Annotated in this window: 20 protein-coding genes and 1 tRNA gene; 11 read left to right on the forward strand and 10 right to left on the reverse strand. The window is 73.0% G+C overall.

What is annotated here, in order from left to right:
* Window positions 1-128: 128 nt before the first annotated feature.
* Entirely contained in the window at window positions 129-2,645 is a 2,517-nt protein-coding gene (locus tag ACTHMS_RS03835) for a lamin tail domain-containing protein (protein ID WP_440305347.1), read from the reverse strand.
* 120 nt (window positions 2,646-2,765) lie between these two features.
* Here ACTHMS_RS03835 and ACTHMS_RS03840 point away from each other — a divergent pair, with 120 nt between their 5' ends.
* Both ACTHMS_RS03840 and ACTHMS_RS03845 read left to right on the forward strand, forming a co-directional pair.
* Window positions 2,766-3,332 (forward strand): adenylate kinase, encoded by a 567-nt coding sequence (locus ACTHMS_RS03840; RefSeq protein ID WP_440305348.1) that lies wholly within the window; start codon window positions 2,766-2,768, stop codon window positions 3,330-3,332.
* A 5-nt stretch (window positions 3,333-3,337) separates the two neighbouring features.
* Entirely contained in the window at window positions 3,338-4,222 is an 885-nt protein-coding gene (locus tag ACTHMS_RS03845; protein WP_440305349.1) for a glycosyltransferase family 2 protein, read from the forward strand.
* A 7-nt stretch (window positions 4,223-4,229) separates the two neighbouring features.
* Here the strand turns inward: ACTHMS_RS03845 and ACTHMS_RS03850 are convergent, their stop codons facing one another.
* The 5 genes from ACTHMS_RS03850 to ACTHMS_RS03870 all read right to left on the reverse strand — a co-directional run bounded on the left by ACTHMS_RS03850 (window position 4,230) and on the right by ACTHMS_RS03870 (window position 9,821).
* Window positions 4,230-5,027, reverse strand: coding sequence for a CDP-alcohol phosphatidyltransferase family protein (locus ACTHMS_RS03850; RefSeq protein WP_440305350.1), 798 nt, complete (start codon window positions 5,025-5,027; stop codon window positions 4,230-4,232).
* Window positions 5,024-6,760, reverse strand: coding sequence for a CDP-alcohol phosphatidyltransferase family protein (locus ACTHMS_RS03855; RefSeq protein WP_440305351.1), 1,737 nt, complete (start codon window positions 6,758-6,760; stop codon window positions 5,024-5,026). Before ACTHMS_RS03855 ends, ACTHMS_RS03850 begins: the two co-directional genes overlap by 4 nt.
* Window positions 6,761-6,782: 22 nt before the next feature.
* A complete protein-coding gene (locus tag ACTHMS_RS03860) occupies window positions 6,783-7,871 on the reverse strand; it encodes a glycosyltransferase family 2 protein (RefSeq protein WP_440305352.1) in 1,089 nt (362 codons plus the stop codon).
* 95 nt (window positions 7,872-7,966) lie between these two features.
* A complete protein-coding gene (locus tag ACTHMS_RS03865; protein WP_440305353.1) occupies window positions 7,967-9,628 on the reverse strand; it encodes a SpoIIE family protein phosphatase in 1,662 nt (553 codons plus the stop codon).
* A gap of 110 nt (window positions 9,629-9,738) precedes the next feature.
* Window positions 9,739-9,821: transfer RNA gene (locus ACTHMS_RS03870), tRNA-Leu, on the reverse strand.
* 214 nt (window positions 9,822-10,035) lie between these two features.
* Here ACTHMS_RS03870 and ACTHMS_RS03875 point away from each other — a divergent pair.
* From ACTHMS_RS03875 to pknB, 6 genes are read left to right on the forward strand one after another with little or no spacing between them, the layout of a single operon-like run.
* Window positions 10,036-10,977, forward strand: coding sequence for a DUF3662 and FHA domain-containing protein (locus tag ACTHMS_RS03875; protein ID WP_440305354.1), 942 nt, complete (start codon window positions 10,036-10,038; stop codon window positions 10,975-10,977).
* 4 nt (window positions 10,978-10,981) lie between these two features.
* Window positions 10,982-11,458 (forward strand): FHA domain-containing protein FhaB/FipA, encoded by a 477-nt coding sequence (locus tag ACTHMS_RS03880; protein WP_440305355.1) that lies wholly within the window; start codon window positions 10,982-10,984, stop codon window positions 11,456-11,458.
* On the forward strand, window positions 11,458-12,912 hold the full coding sequence (locus ACTHMS_RS03885) for a PP2C family protein-serine/threonine phosphatase (protein WP_440305356.1): 1,455 nt from the start codon (window positions 11,458-11,460) through the stop codon (window positions 12,910-12,912). Before ACTHMS_RS03880 ends, ACTHMS_RS03885 begins: the two co-directional genes overlap by 1 nt.
* Entirely contained in the window at window positions 12,909-14,303 is a 1,395-nt protein-coding gene (locus ACTHMS_RS03890) for an FtsW/RodA/SpoVE family cell cycle protein (protein WP_440305357.1), read from the forward strand. The genes ACTHMS_RS03885 and ACTHMS_RS03890 overlap by 4 nt, the downstream gene beginning before the upstream one ends.
* Window positions 14,304-14,306: 3 nt before the next feature.
* Window positions 14,307-16,115 (forward strand): penicillin-binding transpeptidase domain-containing protein, encoded by a 1,809-nt coding sequence (locus tag ACTHMS_RS03895; RefSeq protein WP_440305358.1) that lies wholly within the window; start codon window positions 14,307-14,309, stop codon window positions 16,113-16,115.
* Between the two features lie 43 nt (window positions 16,116-16,158).
* Window positions 16,159-17,982, forward strand: coding sequence for a Stk1 family PASTA domain-containing Ser/Thr kinase (gene pknB / locus ACTHMS_RS03900; protein ID WP_440305359.1), 1,824 nt, complete (start codon window positions 16,159-16,161; stop codon window positions 17,980-17,982).
* A gap of 16 nt (window positions 17,983-17,998) precedes the next feature.
* Here the strand turns inward: pknB and ACTHMS_RS03905 are convergent, their stop codons facing one another.
* Entirely contained in the window at window positions 17,999-19,402 is a 1,404-nt protein-coding gene (locus tag ACTHMS_RS03905) for a sensor histidine kinase (protein ID WP_440305360.1), read from the reverse strand.
* A 25-nt stretch (window positions 19,403-19,427) separates the two neighbouring features.
* Complete coding sequence (locus ACTHMS_RS03910; protein ID WP_440305361.1) at window positions 19,428-20,114, reverse strand: response regulator; 687 nt, start codon at window positions 20,112-20,114, stop codon at window positions 19,428-19,430.
* A 129-nt stretch (window positions 20,115-20,243) separates the two neighbouring features.
* On the opposite strand from ACTHMS_RS03910, the gene ACTHMS_RS03915 reads away from it, so the two are divergent.
* Entirely contained in the window at window positions 20,244-21,353 is a 1,110-nt protein-coding gene (locus ACTHMS_RS03915) for a LolA family protein (RefSeq protein WP_440305362.1), read from the forward strand.
* Window positions 21,354-21,365: 12 nt separating this feature from the next.
* Here the strand turns inward: ACTHMS_RS03915 and ACTHMS_RS03920 are convergent, their stop codons facing one another.
* Together ACTHMS_RS03920 and ACTHMS_RS03925 are read right to left on the reverse strand one after the other, a co-directional pair.
* Entirely contained in the window at window positions 21,366-21,602 is a 237-nt protein-coding gene (locus tag ACTHMS_RS03920) for a DUF2630 family protein (RefSeq protein WP_440305363.1), read from the reverse strand.
* Window positions 21,603-21,655: 53 nt separating this feature from the next.
* Window positions 21,656-22,435, reverse strand: a complete 780-nt coding sequence (locus ACTHMS_RS03925) for an LLM class F420-dependent oxidoreductase (RefSeq protein WP_440305364.1) — start codon at window positions 22,433-22,435, stop codon at window positions 21,656-21,658.
* Window positions 22,436-22,654: 219 nt separating this feature from the next.
* Between ACTHMS_RS03925 and ACTHMS_RS03930 the strand changes: the two genes are divergently transcribed.
* Window positions 22,655-23,473, forward strand: a complete 819-nt coding sequence (locus ACTHMS_RS03930) for an amidohydrolase family protein (RefSeq protein WP_440305365.1) — start codon at window positions 22,655-22,657, stop codon at window positions 23,471-23,473.
* Between the two features lie 34 nt (window positions 23,474-23,507).
* Window positions 23,508-24,044 carry an MSMEG_0572/Sll0783 family nitrogen starvation response protein gene (locus tag ACTHMS_RS03935; RefSeq protein ID WP_440305366.1) on the forward strand — a complete coding sequence of 179 codons (537 nt, stop codon included), beginning with the start codon at window positions 23,508-23,510 and terminating at the stop codon, window positions 24,042-24,044.
* Window positions 24,045-24,181: the final 137 nt, after the last annotated feature.

The following is a 24,181-nucleotide window of genomic DNA, read 5'->3' on the forward strand; positions in this document are numbered from 1 at the left end:
CAACCCACGGCCGGGCACACGCGGGGAGGGCGCCGGCCGCGGGGTGACGGGCGGCGGTCGCGGTTCCTGGTACCGGGCGACACTCCGCCCGCAGCGCGATCACGGGCGACGAGCTGCCCGCGCCTGCATCACGGGCTCAGCGTGCCGACCTGCGGGTCGTGGTCGCTGGTCTGGTCGGGGAACTCGGCGTTGACGTGCACCACCTGGTAGCGGTCGCCGTCGACCGTCGGGCTCACCAGGATGTGGTCGAGCACCTGCGAGATGCCCTCGTACACGTAGGTGTAGCGCTGGTCGACCGGCAGGGTGGCGATGAGGTCGGTGAGGATCGCCTCTCCGGCGCCCTCGGCCGAGCCGGTGCGCAGCACCGACAGCGCCGGGCTGAACTGGTAGTCGTTCAGGTCGCCCACGACCACCACCTGGGCCTTCTTGTCGACCGCCAGCAGCGACTGGACGAAGTCGTGCACGACCTGTGCCTGCCCGGCTCGCTGCACCTCCGACGACCGCTGCGGGTACTGGAAGCGGCCGTCGGCGTTCTGGTCGCCGCCCTTCGAGTCGAAGTGGTTCGCGATGACGAACACCGACTGCTTGTCGAACAGGAACTCGCCGACCAGCGGCTTGCGGCTGCTCGTCCAGACCGGGTTGGTCGGGTCGATGCGGCCGGGCGAGAGGGTGAGCGCCGCCTTGCCGTGGCTCTTCACGACCTGGGTGCCGGTGGTCGTCCGGTTCACGTCGGCCGGGCCGGCGTCGACGAACGACACCCGCGACGGGTCGAACAGGAACGCGACCCGGATGTTGCCGCCCGGCTGGCCGCCGTCCTGGTCGTTCGCCGGGTCGATCTCACGCCACGCGTAGTGCGGGCCGCCCGCCGCGACGATCGCGTCGGTCAGCTTCGTCAGCGTGGCGTCCGCGGCGACGGTGCCGTCGTCGGTGGCGCCGGTGTTGTCCTGCACCTCCTCGAGCGCCACGATGTCGGGCGCGCCGAGGTTCGTGACGACCCCGCTGCCGAGCGCCTGGTACTTCGCCGCGCTGTCGCCCGGCGCCAGGTTCTCGACGTTGTAGGTCGCCACGGTGAGCTGCTTCGCGGTGCCGGGCGTCGCGACGACGGGGGCGAGCCCGTGGTGCGCCACGGTGACCGGCGCCGAGTCGATGACGTAGCCGCCGAAGCTCGACCAGTCGAGCGGGCCGACGGTCGCGCCGGTGAGCACGTCGCCGACGTCGGCCCCCGGGTTGCCGCCAGTGAGCGGCACGACCTCGATCCGTCCGGACGGCGTGCGGTTCTCACCCAGCAGCTCGGTGCCGCCGCGGTAGGTCGGCGCCTCGGCCGGCTTGCTCGTCACGTAGGTCTCGCCGTAGCTGTTGGACGGACCGACCACGCGGGCATCGTCGATCTCGACCCGCATGCCCTCGAGCGACTCGTACGTGTCCAGCGCCGAGCGGGACGGCGTGATCGGCGTCGTCTCGATGTTCGCGCCGCCGAGGTCCGGCGCGTAGGTGTCGGGCACGGTGCCCGGGCCGAGCACCACCGGCGCCGGCAGCGCGTTCCCGTGCGACAGCACGGTGGTGGTCGGCTTGGTGAGCTCGGTGACCGACAGGTTGCTGGTCGTGCTGACCGTCTCGCCCGAGCTGAGCGCGTAGTAGTCGCTCACGGTGCCGCTCACCAGCACGCTGTCGCCGACCGCGACGGTCGGGGTGCTGCTCGTGAAGACGAAGACGCCCTCGCTGGTGGCGGGGTTCGCGTCCGGCGTCGGGTCCTGGATCCAGAACCCCTTGCTGGACGAGGTGCGGACCGCCGTGACGATGCCAGGGACGTCGGTGACGGTGTTGCCGGCCTGGGGCGAGACCCACGACGAACCCTGGATGTCGTGGATGCGCAGCGGGCCGGGCGTCGGCGGTGGGGGCGGCGTGCTGCTCGAGCCGCCACTGGTGCCGCCGCCCGTCCCGGCGCTGGCGGTGTTCTGCGGCGCAGGTGCGGCGGCGGTGAAGTCGGCGCCGTTCTGGTCGGTGTCGGGGCCGTCGGCGCGCCGGGCCGAGGTGGTGTTGCTCAGGCCGGGCGCGTCGGCCGAACCCTCGTGCACGACCGCGGTGCCGTAGCCGACGAGGTCGATGATGTCCGGATCGGCCGCGCAGTCGCCCGCCGTCTTGCAGGTCAGCGCCGCGGTGCCGTGCACGAGGGCGACCGTGCCGTTGCTGCCGCTCATGTTGATGACGCCGGTGGCGTCGGGCGTCGGCAGCGACGGTGCGGGCGGGTTGGCCGACCCGGCACCCTCCTGGACGAGGAAGTGCCCGCCGGCGGCGACGCCGCCGGTCAGCGGTGTCACTTGCCACGTGGTCGTGGCGGCCGGGCTGGCCGAGAGGTACTGCACCGACCATCCGGTGAGGTCGGCCGCGCTCGCGCTGCGGTTCAGCAGCTCGACGAAGTCGTTCTGGAACGGGGCGCCGGTGTTCCCGCCGCCGCCGAAGACCTCCGACAGGACGAGGGTCGAGGACGGGGCGGCCGTGGCGCCGGGCGCGGCGGCAGCGATCGCGGCGAGGCTGCCGACGGCGGCGCAGCCGACCGCGGTGGCGGTCACCAGCGTCCGCCGGGGGTGTCGTGGGTGCACGATGGACCTTTCAGGGGGAGCGGATCGTCGGGTATGGGCGATCATGTCGTGTTCAGGACTATCGGTGCCAGATGTCCGGACGGCGACGGGCGGCTGAACGGTGCACGCACCGGGCACAGCCGGTCCGGTCGCGCGGGCGGCCGCGCGTCTGCCAGGGTGGGCAGCGTGAATGTGCTGCTCATCGGACCCCCGGGATCGGGCAAGGGGACGCAGGGCGAACGCCTCGCCGCCGAGCTCGGGCTGATCCACATCGCGTCCGGCGACCTGCTGCGCGCCGAGGTCGAGGCCGGGTCGGCGATCGGCCGCCTCGTCTCGTCGATCATGGCCGCGGGCGAGCTCGTGCCGGACATCGTCATCCTGGCGCTGCTGCTGCGTCCGATCATCGAGGCCTCGGAAGGCCCCGGGTACCTGCTCGACGGCTTCCCGCGTTCGGTCGAGCAGGCCGAGATGGTGCGGCACTCGGCCGAGCAGGCCGGGGTGGGCCCGGATGCGGTCGTCTACCTCGACGTGCCGCGCGACGAGCTCGTGCGCCGCATCCTCGCCCGGGCGGAGGTCGAGGGCCGGGCCGACGACAACCCCGAGACGGTGCGGGCGCGGCTCAAGGTGTTCGACGAGGCGACCCTGCCGCTGGTCGAGCACTACCGCGGGCGCGGCCTGCTGCACGAGATCAAGGCCGACCAGGAGCCCGACGCGGTGACCGCCGAGATCCTGCGGCTGCTGCGGTCGCTCTGACCCCCGTGGCGGACGAAGCCGGTCGGCCGCTGCCGTCGGTCGGCGTCGTGGTGCTCAGCCAGGGCACCCGCATGCCCGAGCTGCGGCGCTGCCTTGACGGCCTGCTCGCCCAGCAGGGCGTCGAGCTGGATGTGCTCGTCGTCGGGAACGGCTGGGCGCCGTCGGGCCTGCCCGACGGCGTGCGGACGCTCGCGCTGCCCGAGAACCTCGGCATCCCCGAGGGACGCAACGTCGGGGCCGCCGCCGTGCGCGGCGAGATCGTCGGCTTCGTCGACGACGACGCGTGGCTCGACGACCCCGACCTGCTCGCCGCGGTGGCGGGGCGCTTCGGCCGCGACGCCACCCTCGGCTCGGTGCAGCCGCACGTCTGCGACGAGCACGGCGTGACCATGCGGCGATGGGTGCCGCGACTGCGCGTCGACCACCCCGAGCGGCCGGGGCCCGGCTTCACCATCGCCGAGTGCGTGATGTTCGTGCGGCGATCCGCGTTCGACGGCGTCGGTGGCTGGCCCGGTCACTTCTGGTACGGCCACGAGGGCATCGACCTCGCCTGGCGGCTCTGGGACGGCGGCTGGACCGTGCACTACGCCGGCGACCTCACCGCCCATCACCCGGCCACGCTGCCCTCGCGGCACGCCGTCTACTACCGGCACAACGCGCGCAACCGCGTCTGGGTGGCACGGCGGAACCTGCCGGCCCCGGTGCTCGTGCTCTACCTGCTGAGCTGGATCGCGATCACCGCGCTGCGCCTCGGCCGGCGGCCCCGCGCCTGGTGGGTGTGGTGGCAGGGGTTCGCCGAGGGGTTCCGCACCGACCCCGGGCCGCGGCGTCCGATGCGGTGGACGACCGTGTGGCGGCTCGCCCGCCTCGGGCACCCGCCGATCGTCTGACGCCGGCTCAGCGGCGACCGCCCGGCAGCCGGTTCGACAGCAGCACCGCGGCGAGGTGGCCGAGGGTCAGCACGAGCGCGACGGGCGCCATGATCGCCGCCCACCCGCGCAGCAGGTGCGTGCCGGCCAGCTCGTCGACGACCACCAGCACGAGCAGGATCAGCGAGAACTCGATCGAGATGAAGGCCCGGAAGACCGGCGCGTGCGCGAGCAGCGCGCGGGCCCGGGCGACGACGCCGCCCCGCAGCCGCACCGCGCCGGCCGTGTCGGCGAGCACGGGCAGGCCGGCATGCGCCCGCGCCACGTGCACGAGATCGCCGACGCCCTTGTTCACCAGCACGATCAGCCCGGTGAGGGCACCCAGCGTCGTCCAGCCGCCGATCGAGCCGGGGCCGCCGTCGACGTGGATGCCGAGGCCGAGGGGTAGCGCGGCCTCCGTTGTCCAGTGCCCGAGGCGGTCGAGGTAGACACCGGCGGACGAGGTCGTGCGGCGCACGCGGGCCACCTCGCCGTCGCTGCAGTCGATCAGGATCTGCAGCTGCATCAGCACGGCACACAGCACGATGGCCCAGGCCGAGGTCCACAGCAGCACGGCGGCGCCGGCGAGCCCGGTCAGGATCATCAGCCCGGTGACGCCGTTGGCCGAGATGCCGGTCGGCAGCAGCGCGTAGGTGAGGTACACCGACACGCGGCGCAGGTACGTGCCCGACCAGTGCTCGGCGTTGCGACGGTTCAGCACCTCGGGCGGCTGCGCGAGCGCCCGCACCTCGGCCAGCGACCGCCGCTCGTCCCCCGGCCCCGTCACGCGGCGGCCTCGGCGACGACTCGCGCCGGGGACGAGCGGGCGGTGCGGACACCGTGGCGCAGGCTCTCGGGCAGTGTGACGGCGGCGAGCCAGAGGGCACCGGCGACCAGCACGGCAGCGACGACGTGGCGGGCCGACGGGTCGACGCCCCCGACGACCGCCAGCGCGACCGCGACGGCAGCGCGCAGCGGCCAGCCGCCGGCCAGCCGGCCGACGACCGGGGGCACGTCACCGCCGCGGTAGAGCACGTCGTAACGGTGCCAGGCCACGGCGGCCGCCCATGCGAAGGACGCGGCCGATGCGGTGGCGAGCACGGCGGCGTACTCGACGACGGTCGCGACGACCGGCACCGTCCATGCACTGACCGGCATCGGCACGATGCCGGGATCGGCGAAGGCGGTGAGCCGGCGCGTCATCGCCGCCGAGGCCGCCGGCAGGCGGCGCGCCCGCACGACGGCGCCGGGCACGGTGAACAGCCAGGCGAAGCCGGTCAGCGCGGCGTAGGCGACCAGGCCGGCGCCCGGCCGGTGGGCGGCCGCGGCCACCGAGAGCACCAGCCAGCGCTCGGCGATCGGCATGCGCAGCACCCGCCGCAGCCAGATCGACGGCGAGCCGGTGAGCCGGTCGGGGCCCGCCGGCGTGCCGGGCGGACGGTGCCACGGGGTCGTGTCCGCGAGGGGGCGCCGGTCGCGCAGCGACGACCGCCACTCGGCCAGCACACCCTTGTCGAAGGCGTGGTCCTGCACGTGCCGCACCGTCTGCACCGCGAGCCCGACGCCGGCGAGCAGCCACCAGCGCGCGCCACCTGCGGCGACCGCGAGCCCGGCGAGGGCCCCGTACTCCTTGACCCGGTCGGTCGCGCCGTCGAGCCAGGCGCCGAGGGCCGAGCGGGTGCGGGTGGCGCGGGCGATCTCGCCGTCGACGCAGTCGAGCACGAGCGCCAGCTGCAACAGCACCGCTCCGGCGACGAGACCCGGATACCCCGCGCACGCGAACAGCGGCCCGGCCGCGGCGCCGAGCAGGAACGAGACGACGGTGACGGCATTGGCCGCGATGCCGTGCCGCACGAACCATGGCGTGAGCCGGGCTGAGATCCGGCGCAGCACGAACGTCGACCAGAACCCGTCGCCCGGTCGTGCGGCCGAGCGCAGGGGCGCCTGCGGGTCGAACGGCGGGAGGGTGCCGCCGTCCCGCCGCGCGGGCAGCGGCTCGGCACGCACCGCCGTCACCGGGCCGAGCGACGACCGCACCAGCGCGACGAGGGCCAGGTCGACCGCGCCGGTCGTGTCCTGGGCGGTGTCCGGCGCGAGGCCGGCCGCCGGGATCGCCGCGAGCACGCGCACCGCTGCGGCGGCCAGGGACACCGGGACGACCACCGCCCGCAGCGACGACGAGTCGGGGTCGGTGACGGCGTGCACGGCCGACCCCGCGCTCTGCACCACCGCCCCGGCCGTGAGCACGTCCGCCGGTGCGCCGTCGGCCGGCGGCGCGACGAGGGCGGCGACGCCGGTGAGGGCCGGATCGTCCAGCAGCCGCAGCAGCACGTCGTCCGGCGCCCGCAGCCCGGTCGAGACGAGCGCGAACGCGGTGTCGGTCGGCAGGTCGGCCATGCCGGTGAAGGCGGTGACGGTGATGCGCCGCCGGCTGTCGAGCGCCGCGAGCTGCCCCGCGAGCGGGCCGGGATCGGCGCCAGCGAGGACGACGCGGACGGCGTTCGGGTGCTCGGCGCTCACGCCCGCGTCGGGCCGGGGCGCGTCATGCGGCGCCCGCCGGCATCGCCCGTGCGGCCCGGCGGGCACGCAGCTCGGCCACGGCGTCGCGCAGCGCCGCGCGCAGGAACCCGGCCCCCCACGAGAGGTGCATCGTGGTGAGCGCCACCGGGTACAGCGCGCTGGTGCGGGCGTCCAGGCCGTCGCGCGTGAGCGCGGCGCCGACGAGGATGACGGCCAGGTAGCCGCCCGGCACGGCGGCGGCGGCGGCCGACAGCGAGCGGCGGTGCAGCAGGGCGGCGTCGACCAGCAGCACGGCCGCCGCGGTGCCGAGCGCGAGGGTCGCGGCAGGGGCGGCGAGGTAGCGCGCGTTGACCGTGTCCGGGTAGCGGCGGATCACCTGCCAGCGCCACTGCCCCGAGCCGTGGAACTGCTGGGCCAGCCGCAGGACGCTGGGCCGCGGCCGGTAGCGCACCCGCAGCCGGGGGTCGAACCAGACGGTCTCGCCGAGGTCGCGGATGCGCTTGTTGAGCTCCCAGTCCTGCGCGCGGGCGAAGTGCTCGTCGAAGCCGCCGGTGCGTTCGAGGATCTCGCGGTCGAAGACGCCGAGGTAGACGCTGTCGGCCGGCCCGGCGTCGCCGCCGACGTGGAACAGCGCCGAGCCCATCCCGATGCGGCGGGACATCGCGCGGGCGACCGCCGACTCGAACGGCGTCGTGCCCTCGGGCACCATCATCCCGCCGACGTTGGCGGCCTTGCTGTCCAGCAGCACCTCGACCGCGGTGCGCACGTAGTGCGGCGGGAGGTGGGCGTGCCCGTCGGTGCGCACGATGATCTCGGACTCGGGGTCGGCGGCGGCGATCGCGATGTTGAGGCCGGCGGGCGTGCTGCCGCTCGGGTTCGAGACGACCTTCATGCGGCGGCCGTGCTGCACGGCGAGCTGCAGGGCGAGGTGTTCGGTGCGGTCGGTCGACGGGCCGACGGCGACGACCAGTTCGAGGGGTCCCGGGTAGTCCTGGGCGAAGACGCTGTCGACCGCCTCGACGAGGTGGCGACGCTCCTCGAGGGCGGTCATGATCACCGAGACGGGCGGGTAAGGCCCGGCCTCGGCGCCCACGTCGCGCCCGAAGTCCATCAGGTGATGCTATCGGCGCCCGCGTCCCGCGCCGCCCGTCCACCTCAGCCCCCGGTGAGGAGCGTGACACCGGTGTTCGGCAGCGCTCGTCGCGCTCAGCCGGACCGGCGCGAGAGCAGCACGACGCAGATGTCGTCCTCGGCCTCGGTGCCGGTGAGCTCGGCGACCAACCGCTCGGCACGGTGCTGCGCCGAGTACGACGCGTCCATGTCGGACGCGACGGCGCACAGCTCCGGGATCCCCTCGGCGATCGGGCGGCGCCGGCTCTCGACCAGGCCGTCGGTGTAGATCAGCAGGTCGAACGGTGCCGCCAGTCGCACGGTCGCCTCGCGGCGGGACTGGCCGGGCACGAGGCGCAGCGGGGCGTCCAGCACCGCGTCGAGCAGCACGACCCGACCGTCCGCCGCCCGATCGCCGTCGCCGACGATCGCGATGGGCGGCGGGTGGCCGGCGTTGCTGTAGACCAGCTCGCCGCTGGCCGGGCGGTAGCGCGCGACGAGCGCCGTGGCGTGCTCGCGGTGCTCGGTGAACTCGAGCAGCCGCGACGCGGCCTCGAGCGCACGCCCGGGGGTGAAGCCCGCCGTGAGGAAGCCGCGCAGGGCGTTGCGCACCTCGGCCATGACCGTCGCGGTGGTGACGCCGTGACCCGAGACGTCGCCGACGACGAGTGCCACCGTGCCGTCGCGCAGGTCGATCACGTCCCACCAGTCGCCGCCGACCCCGCGGTCGCCCGCCGCCGGCAGGTACGCGGCGCCGACGTCGTGACCCGCGATCGACGGTGTGCCGGCGGGCAACAACGCCTGTTGCAGCCGCTCGGCGATGGCCCGTTCGGTCTGTACCTCGAGCACGTTGAGGTACGCGGCGGCGGTGCGGGCGGCGATGTCCTGCAGCGTCGGCCACTCGTCGGTCGGCACACCGTCGGGAGCGACGACCGCCGCCACCCCGACGACCGTGCCGCCGTGCGCCCGCAGGGGCACCGCGACGCCGCTCGACGTGCGCGAGCGCTGCACGGCGTCGACGTACTCCGGCGCGTCCGAGACCTGGTGGGCCGACGCCTCGACGAACGGCTCGAAGGCGATGACCTCGCCGGTGCGCAGGGCCCGCACGACCGGGACGTCGGAGGAGGCCGGTACGGGGTGGCGGTTGACGAGCTGCGCAGCCAGACCGGGTTCGGTCGAGGCGACCGCGGCGCGGCGCAGCAGCGGGCCCTCGGCGACGAAGACCGCAGCGAAGGTTCCCACCGCGGGCACGAGCGCGTCGGCGAAGCGGTGCAGCACGTCGTCGCCGGACACCGCGTCGAGCAGGCTGCGGGAGACGTCGGCGATGAGCGCCAGCCGGCGCGTCGCCGCCTCGGCGGTCGCGCGGGCGGCCCACTGCTCGCTGAGGTCGACCATCAGCGACAGGCCGGTGCCGGCCGCGCGGTCGAGGTGGGCGGACGCGACCAGGAGGGGCACCCGGCTGCCGTCCTTGCGCACGTACTCCTTCTCGTACGGGGCGTGCGAGCCCCGGTCGCGCAGCTCGGCGACCTTCACCTCGTCGATCGCGCGGTACTCGGGCGGGGTGATGGCCACCCAGTCGATGCGTCCGGCCTCGAGGTCGTCGCGCGTGTACCCGACCATCTGCAGGAACGCGTCGTTCGCCTCGCTGACGGCGCCGTCGACGTGCCAGTGGATGACGCCGACGATCCCGGTCTCGGTGAGGGTGCGGTAGCGGTGCTCCGCCTCCGCCCCGCGGACCGTGCGGTCGTCGTCCGACACCGCTCACCGTCCGCCCCGCGCAACACCGACCGGTCCGGTGGTTCCGGCGGCGGCTGCGTCCGGCGCCATCCTGCCAGGACGGGCCGCGGCCCGTCGCGTGGGTCATCGAGTGGGCAAGGGGGGAGTTGAACCCCCACGTCCTTACGGACACACGGACCTGAACCGTGCGCGTCTGCCATTCCGCCACTTGCCCGGCGAGCCGCTCGAAGATCGCTGCACGGCGGGCGTGAGGAGTCTTACGGCTGACAGAAAGGTAGCACGGCGCTCATCGCAGGAACCGGGGCCTTCAGGGTCTGGCGGCTAGACTCGCTGCCAGTCCGCCCGCCCGACGTCCCGTGCGGCGCCGGTCGCCGCTGTTCGCGAGCCGGTCCGACCACGGGCCCGGAACCGCCGCGAAGGAGGTGCCGATGAGCCTGGCCCAGCGCTTCGAACGCCGCCTCGAGGGGCTCGTCGGCTCGGCCTTCGCGCGTGTCTTCAAGGGCCAGGTCGAGCCGGTCGAGATCGGCACGGCGCTCCAGCGGGAGGCGGCCGACAAGCGCAACGTCATGGGCAACGGCCAGGTCATGTCGCCGAACCGGTACCGCGTGACGCTCGCGACGAGCGACTACGAGCGGCTCGTGCCGTGGGAGACGCAGCTGACGAACTCCCTCGCCGAGCTGGTGCAGGAGTACCTGGACGAGAACCGGTGGACGACCATCGGTGACGTCGAGGTGTACCTCGCCCACGACGAGCAGCTGCACACCGGCGTCTTCGGTGTCGCGTCGCGGATGGAGCCCAACGCCCCGCCGCGCCGCCGGCCGCACGACTCGCTGTCGATGCCGGCGGTGGCCGCCGAGGTGCGTCCGGACGACGGCTTCGCGGCCTACGCCCCGGCCGCCGCCGATCCCGCGCGGCAGACCGTCTTCGCGCCGCCGTACCAGCAGCCGCAGCAGTACCCGCCGCCACAGCCTCAGTTCGCGCCGCCGCAGCAGTACGGCCCGCCGCCGGGGCAGTTCGCACCCCAGGGCGCGCCGCAGGCCCCGCAGCAGCCGTGGGCACCACCACCTCAGGCGCCGGCGGGGGCCGCCGCCGCCCTCGTGATCGACCAGACGAACCAGCGCTACGAGCTGCGGGTCGGCAGCAACATCGTCGGGCGGGGCGACGCCGCCGACCTCCAACTGCTCGACCACGGCATCTCGCGACGGCACCTGGACGTGCAGTTCGACGGCAACTTCGCGACCGCCTACGACCTCGGCTCGACCAACGGCAGTGCCGTCAACGGCCGCGAGATCACCAGCCAGCTGCTGCGGCACGGCGACGTGATCCGCATCGGCCACACGCGCATCGTCTTCCAGCAGGAACGCCGGTGAGCGGATGAACTCCGCCCTCGCGCTGCAGCTGATGCGGTTCGGGTTCCTGGCGCTGCTGTGGCTGTTCGTCTTCGCGGCCCTGCGGGTGATCCGCCTCGACCTGCGCACGAGCGGCGCGCCCCGCGTCGCGACACCGCCGCCGGCGCGCCGGCGCGGCCGCAACGACGCCGCGGCGCCGCAGGTGGTGCGCGGCCAGCCGACCCACCTGCTCGTCACCGAGGGCGGCCTCGCCGGCACCCGCATCGGACTCACCGGCGCCCCGGTGCTCATCGGCCGCGCGAACGACTCGACGCTCGTGCTCACCGACGACTACGTGAGCACGCGCCACGCCCGCATCTCGTTCGTCGACAACCGGTGGATGGTCGAGGACCTCGGCTCGACCAACGGCACCTACCTCGGTACGCGGAAGGTCGACGGGCCGATCCCCCTCGAGGTCGGTGTGCCGCTGCGCATCGGCAAGACCGTGCTGGAACTGCGCTAGTGGCACTCCACCTGCGCTACGCCGTGCGCTCCGACCTCGGGTTGGTGCGCACGAACAACGAGGACTCGGTCTACGCCGGGCCCCGGCTGCTCGCGATCGCCGACGGCATGGGCGGGCACGCGGCCGGCGAGGTCGCGTCCAAGATCGTCATCGGGACGCTCGAGAACCTGGACGAGGACCGCGGGTTCGACGACCTGATCAGCACGCTGCGCGACACCGTCGCCGAGGCGAACCAGCGCATCGCCCGGGCGGTCGAGGAGCAGCGCGAGCTCGAGGGCATGGGCACCACGCTCACCGCGCTGCGCTTCCGCGGCGGCCAGGTCGGGCTGGTGCACGTCGGCGACTCGCGGGCCTACCTGTTCCGCGGCGGCGTGCTCTCGCAGATCACGCACGACGACACCTATGTGCAGTACCTCGTCGACAGCGGCAAGCTCACGCCCGAGGAGGCGAAGGACCACCCGCGCCGGTCGGTGATCCTCAAGGCGCTGCTCGGGTCGGAGGTCGCCCCCGACGTCTCGATCCGCGAGGCGCAGGCGGGCGACCGCTACCTGCTCTGCTCCGACGGGCTGTCCGACGTCGTCAGCGAGCAGACGATCGGCGAGACGATGATGATCGCCGACACACAGGAGTGCGCCGACCGGCTCGTCGAGCTCGCCCTGCGTGGCGGCGGGCCGGACAACGTCACGGTGATCGTCGCCGACGTCATCGAGGCCGGGTTCGGCGACGGCGTCGACCTCACGCCGGTCGTCGCGGGCGCGCTGGTCGACGGCGCGAGCGCGGACGAGTCCGGCGACAGCCCGGCCGAGAAGGCGCGCGACCTGACCCGCACCGTCGCCCTGCCCGTGACGCCCCCCGAGCCGACCGCCTCGACCGGACGCCGCTGGGGCTGGCGGCGCTGGGTACTGGTGCTCGGCGTCCCGCTGCTGGTGGTCGCCGCGCTCGCCGGCACCTATGCGTGGACGCGCACGCAGTGGTTCGTCGGGAAGGACGGCAACCGGGTCGCGATCTTCCGCGGGGTGAACGCCGGGCTCGGGCCGCTGAAGCTGTACACCGTCGACAGCCACTACGGCGGGCTCACCATCGACGAGCTGCCGCCCGCCTACCAGGGCCGCATCACCGACGGCATCAGCGTCGACAGCCTGCAGGCCGGCATGCGCAAGATCGACGAACTGGCCGGACTGGTGAACCCCAGCACCCCGCCGGCGCCGACCCCCGTGCCGTCGTCACCTGCGCCGTCGTCACCCGCGACGAGCTGTTCGTCCGGTGCGTCGGCGAGCCCGCCGCGGTCGTCGGCGGCGCCGTCGACGAGATCGTCGAGCGGCACGGCGCGCCCGCGGCTCACCACCTCGAAGCTGCCCGTGCCGACGAGCACGTCGCCGCGTGCGGCCACCCCGTCGGCGTCGCTGTCCGGGTCGATCGGCAGCACCGTCGGAGCTTGTGGCAGCGGACGATGACCACCCTCGCACCGCAGCTGCGCATCCCGACGCGCCGCACGGCCGAACTGCTGCTCCTGCTCTTCGCCGTGCTCATCGTCGTCGGCGCCGAGGCCGCCGTCGAGGCCGCGCGCGACGGCCACTTCTCGCACCGGCTCGCCACCTACGCCGCCGTCCCCATCGTCGTCGGGCTGGTCGCGCACCTGGTGATCCGCAAGGTCGCGCGGTACGCCGATCCGCTGCTGCTGCCGATCGTCGTCCTGCTCAACGGCCTCGGGCTGGTGATGATCCATCGTCTCGACCTCGGGCTGAAGCAGCGTCTCGGCGCCGACTACGGCGGCGCGGCGGCGCCGACCCAGGTGCTGTGGACGGCCATCGGCGTCACGCTGTTCATCGCGCTGATCGTGCTCGTGCGCGACCACCGGGTGCTGCAGCGCTACGCCTACACCCTCGCCCTGCTCGGCCTGTTCTTCCTCCTGCTGCCGGCGGTGCTGCCGGCCCGCTTCAGCGAGGTGAACGGGGCGCGCATCTGGATCCGGCTGGCGGGCTTCTCGATCCAGCCGGGCGAGTTCGCGAAGATCCTGCTGACCGTCTTCGGTGCCGCGTACCTCGTCACCAAGCGGGACGTGCTGGCGCTCGCGGGACGCCGGGTGCTGGGCATCGACTTCCCACGCGGACGCGACTTCGGGCCGCTGCTGCTCGTCTGGCTCATGTGCATCGGCGTGCTCGTGCGCGGGCACGACCTGGGCACGTCCCTGCTGTTCTTCGGGCTGTTCGTCGTCCTGCTCTACGTCGCCACCGAGCGCGTCAGCTGGGTGATCGTCGGCCTGCTGCTCTTCGTCGTCGGCGCCTACGTCGCCTACCAGCTCTTCGGCACCGTGCAGGTGCGCGTCGGCGTGTGGCTGCACCCGTTCTCGGCCGCGCACGACGCCGACGGCTACCAGCTGCGCCAGTCACTGTTCGGGCTCGGCACCGGCGGCATCTTCGGCACCGGCCTCGGCAACGGCCACCCCGAACTGGTGCCGCTGCCCGCCACCGACTTCATCATCTCGAGCTTCGGTGAGGAGACGGGGCTGGTCGGGCTGGCCGGCCTGCTCGTGCTCTACGCCGTCTTCGTCACCCGCGGCATGGCCGCCGGTCTCGGCGTGCGCGACGCGTTCGGCAAGCTGCTCGCCTGCGGGCTGTCGTTCCTCATGGCGCTGCAGCTGTTCGTCGTGGTCGCCGGCGTCACCAGGCTGCTGCCCGAGACCGGTCTCACCACGCCGTTCCTGTCCTACGGCGGCTCGTCGCTGCTCGGCAGCTGGATCATCCTCGCGCTGCTGCTGCGCATCTCGGACGCCGCCCGCCGGCCCGCGACCGTGCCGCCCGCGCCCCCCGCACGCACCGCCGCCCCGATCGATGCGCTGGTCTGAACCGTGAACCGTCCCATCCGCAAGGTGGCCGTGGCGCTCGGCGTGCTGTTCGCCGCGCTGTTCGTGAACCTCAACGTCGTCCAGGTGCTGCAGAGCGACGAGTACCGCAACGACCCGACGAACCGGCGGGTGCTGCTCGAGGAGTACTCGCACCCGCGCGGCTCGATCGTCGTGCAGGGCAAGGCGATCGCCGACTCGATCAAGACCAACGACGAGCTCAAGTACCTGCGGCAGTACCCGCAGGGGCCGCTGTACGCGGCCGTCACCGGGTACTACTCCTACGTCTACGGGTCGTCGGGCATCGAGGGCGTGCGCAACCAGGTGCTGTCGGGCGACGACGAGCGCTTCTTCACCACCCAGTTCACCGGCCTGCTCACCGGGCGCGACCCGCGCGGCGGCAACGTCGAGCTGACGCTGAACCGGGCCGCGCAGCAGGCCGCGTACGACGCGATGAAGAACCCCGACGGCAGCCTCAAGCGCGGCGCGGTCGTGGCGCTCGACCCCACGACCGGTGCCGTGCTCGCGCTGGTGTCGACGCCGTCGTTCGACCCGACCGTGCTCAGCTCGCACAACCCGGACGCGATCACGCACGCCTACGCCTGTTACAACAGCCTCGACGACGCGCGGAAGCCGGGCGAGACACAGCAGCACCTGAACGACCGCATCCAGGCTCAACTCGTGTTGCGGCAGGGCGGGTCGACGCTCTACAAGCAGCGCAACGCACAGAACCCGTCGCGCTACCCGCTGTCGTACCTCGACACGTACACGGGGTTCGGCAGCAAGGGCTGCGGTGACGTGCCCGAGGACCCGACCGCGATGTACCGCGCCAACCCGAGCGATCCCGGGCCGTTGTACGACCGCGCCCTGCGGCAGGTCTATGCCGCCGGCTCGGTGTTCAAGGTGATCGTCGCGGCGCAGGCGCTCAAGCAGAACCGCACGCCCGAGACCCGCATCGCCGCGCCGAACTCGTACTGGCCGGGCGACCCGGCGCGCACCACGCCGTGCCCGGCCGGCACCGCGAGCCCGTGCGTCTCGAACTTCGACCGCGAGCAGTGCGACGACGGCAAGACCGCCACCCTCGAGTTCGCGCTCGCCAAGTCGTGCAACACCGCCTTCGCCGCCCTGCTCGCCGACCAGCTCGACCTGCAGGGGTTCATCAGCGAGGCCCAGTCGTTCGGGCTCGACGCGCCCTATCGTCCGGGCCAGTACGACGCGTGCGACCCGCCGGCGATGGAGATCCCGCTCGCGGTCTGTTCATCCACGCCCGGCAGCACCGACGACTTCAGCGACGTCACCGCTCTCGCCCGCGTGGCCTTCGGCCAGCGCGACGTGCGCATCACGCCGCTGCAGGCGGCGATGATCTCGGCGGCAGTGGCGAACAACGGCACGCTCATGCAGCCGTACCTCGTGTCGCGCGAACTCGGCCCGACGCTCTCGGTGGTGTCCGAGACACAGCCGAAGCAGCTCGACCAGGTGCTCGAACCCGGCGTGGACGCACAGTTGCAGCAGATGATGGAGGCCGTGGTGACCTCGCCCGAGGGCACCGGCGCCTCCGCCGCGATCCCCGGCGTGACCGTCGGCGGCAAGACCGGCACGGCCGACACCGGCATCTACGTCAACGGCGTGCAGACGCCGCCGCACGCCTGGTTCTCGGGCTTCGCGCTGAAGGACGGACAGCCCAAGATCGCCGTCGCCGTGATAATCGAGAACGGCGGCGTGGCGGGCAACGAGACCACCGGCGGCCTCGCCGCTGCGCCGGTGGCCAAGGCGGTCATGCAGGCCTATCTGGACTCCCCGCAGGGAAGCAAGTGACGGACGTGACGACCCCACCGACCACCCACGACAGGAGCGCGGCATGACCAAGCCCCGCGTCTTCGGCGGCCGCTACGAGATCGGCGAACTCATCGGCTACGGCGGCATGGCCGAGGTGCACCGCGGCCGTGACCTGCGGCTCAACCGCGACGTCGCCATCAAGGTGCTGCGGGCGGACCTCGCTCGCGACCAGTCCTTCCTGAACCGGTTCCGCCGCGAGGCGCACTCGGCCGCCGGCCTGAACCACCCGTCGATCGTGTCGGTCTACGACACCGGCGAGGACGCCGGCATGAACGGCAGCGAACTGCCGTACATCGTCATGGAGTACGTCGACGGCCGCACGCTGCGCGACATCCTGCGGACCGAGGGACGCCTGCCGGCGCGGCGCGCGCTCGAGATCACCGCCGACGTGTGCGCCGCCCTGGACTTCAGCCACCGCAACGGGATCATCCACCGCGACATCAAGCCGGCCAACGTGATGATCACGCCGACCGGCGCGGTGAAGGTCATGGACTTCGGCATCGCCCGCGCGGTGGCCGACAACTCGGCCACCGTCACCCAGACGGCCAATGTCATCGGCACCGCGCAGTACCTCTCGCCCGAGCAGGCGCGCGGCGAGGCGGTCGACGCCCGGTCGGACGTGTACTCGACCGGCTGCCTGCTCTACGAACTGCTCACCGGGACGCCACCGTTCCAGGGCGACTCACCGGTCGCCGTCGCCTACCAGCACGTGCGCGAACTGCCGACCCTGCCGTCGGCGCGCACCCCGGACGTCCCGCGCGCCGTCGACTCGATCGTCATGAAGGCGCTGGCCAAGAACGTCGCCAACCGCTACCAGACGACGGCCGAGATGCGGCAGGACATCCAGCGCGCCATCGCCAACCAGCCGGTGCTGGCCGAGGCGGTGATGACCGACGCCGAGCGCACGCAGTTCATCGCCCGCACGCCCCCGCCGCCGGTGTTCATCCCGCGGCGTCCGGACGAGTACCCGGACGACAGCGACCGCACCCGCCGCAGCGGCCTGATCTGGTTGGCCATCGCGCTCGCGGTGCTGCTCGTCGCCGCCGGCGCGGGCTACCTGATCTACGCGAACAGGAGCGACAACAAGCCGCAGGTGGCGCAGGAGACGATCCCCGTCGACGTCATCGGCATGAGCCCGCAGGCCGCCGAGGACGCCCTCAGCAAGCTCACGCTCGTACCGGTGCCGGCAGGCACCACCAGCGGACCGTGCTTCAACAACCAGACCGTGCAGGACGGCCAGGTCTGCACGGTCGACCCGCAACCGGGCTCGACGGTGAACGCCAACAGCACGGTGAAGTACCGCACCTACAAGCAGGGCACGGTGCAGGTGCCGGACGTGAGCACGCGCGACTACTCCTACAACGACGCCGCGCAGGCGATCCAGGCCGTGAACCTGGTGCCCAAGCGGGTCGACGTCGACAGCGGCGCGGTGCCCGAGGGCCAGGTCGTGCGGCAGAACCCGGCCGCCTTCACGCTGGTCAAGCCGGGCAGCACGGTCACCGTGTTCATCTCGAACGGGAAGGTCAAGCTGCCGGACGTCACCGGGCTGAGCCGTGCCGACGCGTTGAAGAAGCTCAACAACATCGGCTTCTTCAACGTCGCCCAGACCACCCAGCCGACGACCGACCAGACGAAGGACGGCAAGGTCGCCTCGATGGGCATCACGCCGGGCCTGTCCTACCCGACCAAGACGTCGATCCCGTTGACGATCTACGCGTACACGCCGCCCTCGTCGTCGTCGTCCTCGGCGCCGCCGTCGTCCGGCCCGCCGCCCTCGTCGGGGCCGCCGTCCCCGTCGTGCTCGGCGAGCAGCGGGACGTCGAGCTCGCCGCCCGGCTGCCGCTGACCCTCGCGCGACCGGCTCAGTCGGGCTGGTGCAGCGGCAGGGTGACGGTGGCGTGGAGGCCGCGGGCGCCGTCCGGACGCGCGTCGAGCCAGACGCTGCCGTGGTGAGCGGTGACGACGTCGCGGACGATCGCCAGGCCGAGGCCGGTGCCGCCGGTGTCGCGCGAGCGCGAGGCGTGGGTGCGGTAGAAGCGGTCGAAGACGGCGCGGCGCTCGGCCTCGGGGATGCCCGGCCCGTCATCGGTGACCGTGACGACGGCGACGTCGTCGGCCGACCCGACCGTGACCTCCACGGACGTCGAGGCGTAGCGCACGGCGTTGTCGACGAGGTTGATGATGACGCGGCGCAGGCCGTCGGGGTCGCCCTCGACGGTCGTGTCCGACCGGTCGGTGACGGTCACCGCCACCCGGGCGTGCAGGTGGCCGGCGACGACCGCGTCGACGAGGTCGGCCAGGTCGACGTCCTCCTTCCGCAGCAAGGCCCCGTGCGCCTCGTCGAGCCGGGCGAGCGCGAGCAGGTCACCGACGAGCCGGTCGAGCCGGTCGACGTCGACGAGCGCGTCGTCGATGATGGCCGGCCACTCGGCGTCCTGACCGAGACGGGCACCCACCTCGAGCTGCACCCGCAGCGACGCCAGTGGTGAGCGCAGTTCGTGCGCGGCGTCACCCACGAAGGTGCGCTGGCGCTGGGTCGCCGAGTCGATGCGGTCGAGCATCGCGTTCAGCGTCTCGGCGAGGTTGTGCATCTCGTCGCGCGTCGGGGGCACCGGCAGGCGCTGCTCGGCCAGGCCGGCGGCGGTGATGTCGGCGGCGCCGTGCCTCAGCGCCGCGACCGAGCGCATCGAGATGGACACCGTCGCGTAGGTGGCCACGGCCATGAGCGCGACGGCGACCGGCCCGCCGACGAGGGCGGCCTCCTTCAGCACCCGGATGGAGTCGTCGACACGGCTGAGATCGGTCATGACGAGCACGGTGTTCGGGCCGATGCGCCTGCCGTAGACCCGCAGCCGGCCGTTGGGGTTGGCCGGGTTGGTGACGTCGAGGCGGGTACCCGCGCGCACCTGCGCCAGCTCGTCCGGCGTCACGATCGACACCGTCGGGTCGGCGCCGAACGACGACGCGATCAGGGCGTCGTCCGCGTCGACCACCTGGACGAACGCGATCCCGCTCGTCGTCGGGTCGACCACCTGCGGCCGTTTGCCGTTGCGGAACTCCTGCGCGATGTCGTGGGCGGTCCTCGCCGACGACGAGTCGAGCACGCGCACCAGCGCGTAGCGCTGCAGCGCGATCACCAGCACGGCGCCGCTGCCGACGGCGAAGCTGAACAAGGCGGTCGCGATGACCGTGAGCTTGGCGCGCAGCGACTGCCTGGTCCACCAGTGCGCCGGTGAACCGAGCAGCCGGACGAGGCGCCGGATCACGGCGCACAGCCCGTGCTGACCGCGCTCACTGTGCCGACGGGCTCGCCGGCGTGAGGCGGTAGCCGGCGCCGCGCACGGTCTGCAGGCTCTGCTTGTCGAACGGTGCGTCGATCTTGCGACGCAGGTAGCCGACGTAGACCTCGACGACGTTCGCGTCGCCGTCGTAGTTGGCGTCCCAGACGTGGTGCAGGATGTCGGCCTTGCTCACGGCCTCACCGGCCCGGCGCATGAGGAACTCGAGCAGCGAGAACTCGCGCGGCGTGAGCTCGACGGTCGTGTCGCCGCGCTTCACGGTGTGCGCCGCGGGGTCGAGCACGAGGTCGTCGACGGCGAGCACCGCCGGACGCGGCGTCACCCCGCGACGCAGCAGGGCCCGCAGCCGGGCGAGCAGCACGACGAACGAGAACGGCTTGGTGAGGTAGTCGTCCGCGCCGAGGTCGAGCGCGTCCGCCTCGTCGTACTCGCCGTCCTTCGCCGTCAGCATGAGGATCGGCACCCAGTTCTCGGCCGCGCGCAGCTGCTCGATGATCCGGTAGCCGGAGAGCTCCGGCAGCATGATGTCGAGGATCACCGCGTCGTACTTGTGCTCCTGGGCCATGTGCAGACCGTCGGGGCCGGTGTGGGCGAGGTCGACGGTGAAGCCCTCGGCCGCGAGGCCGCGTTGCAGGGCGGCGGCCAGCCGGATCTCGTCCTCGACGATCAGCAGACGCACGGTGCTCTCCTTCTTCGGTGTCAGCGGCACGAATCCTGAGACCCGGACCCTGAGAGTCCAGCCTGGCGGGGCGCAGCCGCCCCGTCCACCTCAGTCCGATCACAGTGCGGCATCTGGACCCTGAGTCCGGTGAGCACCGCGCCTGTCCGCACGGCGTCCGGCCTCCAGCACCCGCCTGTGCACCGCCGGCGCCGCGCTGCCGGCTGGGCGTTCCTGGGGGCCGCCGTGCTCGTCGCCGCGGCCGTGGTGTCGGTGCGCATCGCGCACACCGGGGACACGACGGCGGGCCTCCCTGTGGCCGATCCGTCCTACCTGCTCGCCCCGGCACGGTCCGGCGAGCTGGAACCGTTCGTCGGCACCGCCGTCGCGCAGGTGTCCGACGACGTCGCGGTGTTCGGACGCGTCGCCGGGGCCCCGTCGTCCACGCTGCCCGCCGCCGAGCTGACCCTCGCCGGCCTGGGCGCCGGCTCGCACACGGTGCGCGTCTGGAACGGCGGCCCGCAGCAGTCGCGCGTCGCGTTCGTGCGGCCGCGCTCCGAGTCGGACTGGTTCCGCTCGGGGTCGCAGCAGTGGTTCTGGGACAGCAGCTCACGGCTCGCCGTGCGCGGCACGCTCGCGAACGGCGCGACCCCCGCCTCGACCCTCTGGACGACGGCGGCCAGCCCCGCCGACCTGGCGCGGCAATTGCTGCAGGCCCGGGACACGAGCGTCGAGCTCGCCGGCTCGGCCGATGTGGCCGACCGCTCGGTCTACGGGTTGGTGCTGCGTCCGACCGATGCGACCTCGCTGCTGCAGTCGGCCTACATCGCGATCGACGCGCAGACCCGCACGCCGCTCGCGGTGCAGCTGTTCGCCGCCGACCAGGACGACCCGGTCGTCGACGTGAGCTTCAGCAGCATCCGCTTCGGCCCGCAGCCCGCGAGTGCCTTCACCTTCCGCCCGCCCGCCGGCGCGACGGTGCGCTCGGCCACCGACCCGGCGATGACCTCGGTCGGCTCGGGGTGGTCGCCGGTGCTCTGCTTCCAGCTGCCCGCCACGGCGGCGACGGCCGCTGCGACCGCGGTCGCGGGCACGAACACCGTCACCGCCGAGAGCGTGCAGGGTGCCTGGGGCAGGGGCCGGCTGGTGTCGTCGTCGGCCGTGTCGGTGCTGCTGGTCGACGACGGACGCACCTACGCCGGCCCCGTCGCACCCGAGGCGCTCTACGCCGTCGCGACGGCCGAGCGCCCGGCGAAGTAGGCCGGCGCGGCGCTACTGCAGGTAGCCCTCGACCTCGTCGACCGAGCGCTCGCGCGCGTCGTCCGGGTCCTCGCCGAACTCGCTGCGCGCCCGTCGCTGGCGCAGCAGGTCCCATGCCTGGTCCAGCTCGCGCTCGATGAGCTCGAGCCGGCGCCGGTCGTCGCTGGTGTGCGTCGCGTGCGACTGGCGCAGGCGGTGCTCTTCGACGGCGAGCTCGTTGATGTGGTCGAGGATCGACTTGTCGTCCACTGTCTGCCTCTCTCTAGGGTGCGGGCTAGATGCCCGAAGACAACGACATCGACCTATAGCGAGGCGCGCCAGTCGAGCCACCGCTTGAGGTGGGTGAAGTCGTAGTCCGGACCGCCGACGCCGACGGTGAACAGCGTGGCGCCCGCCTGCAGGAAGGCGTCGATGGCCTTGTCCGGGTCGCCGCCGCGCGGCGTCTCGACCGAGATCTCGATCTCGGACGGGTCGCGGCCGACCGCCGAGCAGTGCTCGCGCAGGATCCCCAACTTCCGTTGCAGCGTCTCCACGTCGCTGAACGAGTGCCAGATGTCGGCATGCTGGGCCACGAGGCGCAGCGTCTTCTTCTCGCCGCCACCCCCGATCAGGACGGGGATCTTCCGCGTCGGCGCGGGGTTCAGCTTCGCCCACCGCTGCTCGATCCGGGGCAGGTCGTCGCGCAGCTGGTCGAGGCGACCGCCGGCCGTGCCGAACTCGTAGCCGTACTCGTCGTAGTCCTTCTGGAACCAGCCCGACCCGATGCCGAGGATGAGCCGGCCGTCGCTGATGTGGTCGACCGTGCGGGCCATGTCGGCCAGCAGCTCGGGGTTGCGGTAGCTGTTGCAGGTGACCAGCGCGCCGATCTCGACGCGGCTGGTCTGCTCGGCCCAGGCGCCGAGCATCGTCCAGCACTCGAAGTGCTTGCCCTCGGGGTCGCCGTAGAGCGGGTAGAAGTGGTCCCAGTTGAAGACGATGTCGACGCCGAGGTCCTCCGCCTCGGCGGCGGCGCGGCGGATCTGGGCGTAGTCGGCGTGCTGGGGCTGCAGCTGCACCCCGATGCGGATGTTCCGTGTGCTCACCCGACCGACGCTAGTGCTTGTGCGCGCCGGGCGGGTAGGCGCGTGACGGCCACATGGCGCGCGATGCCGTGTCACCGCGGCGAAACGTGCGCGCCGGGGCACCGGGCCCGGCGTGCCGGGCCTCGAGCGCCGCGCGGCCGCTGAGCGGCGTGCCGCCGCGATACGGCGACTTGTTCCGGAAGTAACCACACGGCAACGGCCCGGGTGGGTACTGGTCAGGTGCCACTCGCCGACGCCCATCGCCACCTCGGGGTGCTGCCGGCGTACCCGTTCTACGGCGGGCCGCCGGTGAACCCCGACGTCACGGCGCGCGCCACGATCGTGCAGCTGCTCGCCGATCTCGACCGCGAGGGCACCGAGCGCGCACTGGTCATCCCGAACTACGGCGTGCCGGACGTCGCGGTCACCTTCGCCCTCAACGAGCTGGTGCTCGAGGCGGCGCAGCACGACGACCGGGTGCGGGCGGGCCTGTTCGTCTCGCCGCGGCCCGCCGATGCAGTGCTCACCGAGCAGGCGCTCGCGCTGGCCGGCGAACCGGGCGTGCGCGCGCTCAAGACGACCTTCCTGCTCGGCGGCGCCCCGGACGACGAGGCCTGCCTGCCGCAGCTGGACGCGATCTTCGCGACCGCCCGCGCGCACGACCTCGTCGTGCACGTGCACACGTCACCGGGCGCGGCGTCGGACATCGACCGCGTCGGCACGCTCGTCGAGCGGTACGGCGACGATACGAAGATCCATCTCGTCCACTTCGGCGGCGGGATGAGCGGGCACATCAAGCTCGTCGGCTCGCGCTTCTTCGACTGGATCGCCGCCGGCAAGCAGGTCTACACCGACCTCTCGTGGGCGATCGGCTTCGCGCCGCGCTGGCTCGCCGCCGAGATCGACCGGCGCGGCATCGGCCACGACCGCCTGCTCTTCGCCTCGGACGAACCGTGGGGCGACCACGCCGGCGAGCTCGCGCGCCTGCAGCACGCCACCGGCGATGGCGAGCTCGCCCGTCACGTCTTCACCGACAACTACGCCGCGCTTTACGACTGACCGCTCCGCACAACCATCACCGAAGGGGAATCACATGACCGCAGCACCCGCCACCGACGACGACCTCATCGCCGCGAACATCGCCGCGAGCCTCGCCGAGATCCCGCACCCGTCGCTGCCGAAGGGCAGCAACCTCTACGGCGGCACGAAGATCTTCCCCGACTACCAGGCCAAGCCGGGTCAGAGCTACTTCACCCTCGTGCACGGCATCGCGCACGAGTCGTCGGTGAGCTTCGTGGCCGTCCTGCAGGCGACGCGCGCGCTGCGCAAGGGCTTCGAGTCGGCGATCTACTTCTACGGCCCCGGCGCGATCAACTGCATCGCCAACCGCGGCTTCCCGACCACCGGCGACGCCGCCTTCCCCGGGGAGACGAACATCAACGCCGCGCTCGAGACCTTCATCGCCGAGGGCGGCACGGTCTTCTGCTGCCGCTTCGGCCTCGCGCTGCACGGCGCGCGCGAGGAGGACCTCGTCGCCGGCGTCATCCCGGCCCACCCGCTCGACGTCCAGGACGCGGTGATCCACTACGCCAACAAGGGCGCGATCATCAACTCCACCTACATGGTCTGAGCCGGTCATGACCTCGGTCGCGCTGAGGGCCGACCTGGCAGTCTGCGGCGTGGCGGTGGACGCTCCAGTACACCGCCGCCGCGGGGCCCGCCCGTCGGACGACGGCCCCCTGCTTCGCGGCGGCGGCGGCCCCCCGC

The sequence above is a fragment of the Jatrophihabitans sp. genome (assembly GCF_051960575.1).
Classification (GTDB): Bacteria; Actinomycetota; Actinomycetes; order Mycobacteriales; family Jatrophihabitantaceae; genus JBQCEE01.

Bases quoted from the DNA above. Each gene is read 5' to 3' on its own strand.
- ACTHMS_RS03835 (WP_440305347.1), bottom strand. From the start codon at position 2,645: ATGATCGCCCATACCCGACGATCCGCTCCCCCTGAAAGGTCCATCGTG.
- ACTHMS_RS03860 (WP_440305352.1), bottom strand. From the start codon at position 7,871: ATGGACTTCGGGCGCGACGTGGGCGCCGAGGCCGGGCCTTACCCGCCC.
- ACTHMS_RS03875 (WP_440305354.1), top strand. From the start codon at position 10,036: ATGAGCCTGGCCCAGCGCTTCGAACGCCGCCTCGAGGGGCTCGTCGGC.
- ACTHMS_RS03880 (WP_440305355.1), top strand. From the start codon at position 10,982: ATGAACTCCGCCCTCGCGCTGCAGCTGATGCGGTTCGGGTTCCTGGCG.
- ACTHMS_RS03890 (WP_440305357.1), top strand. From the start codon at position 12,909: ATGACCACCCTCGCACCGCAGCTGCGCATCCCGACGCGCCGCACGGCC.
- pknB (WP_440305359.1), top strand. From the start codon at position 16,159: ATGACCAAGCCCCGCGTCTTCGGCGGCCGCTACGAGATCGGCGAACTC.
- ACTHMS_RS03935 (WP_440305366.1), top strand. From the start codon at position 23,508: ATGACCGCAGCACCCGCCACCGACGACGACCTCATCGCCGCGAACATC.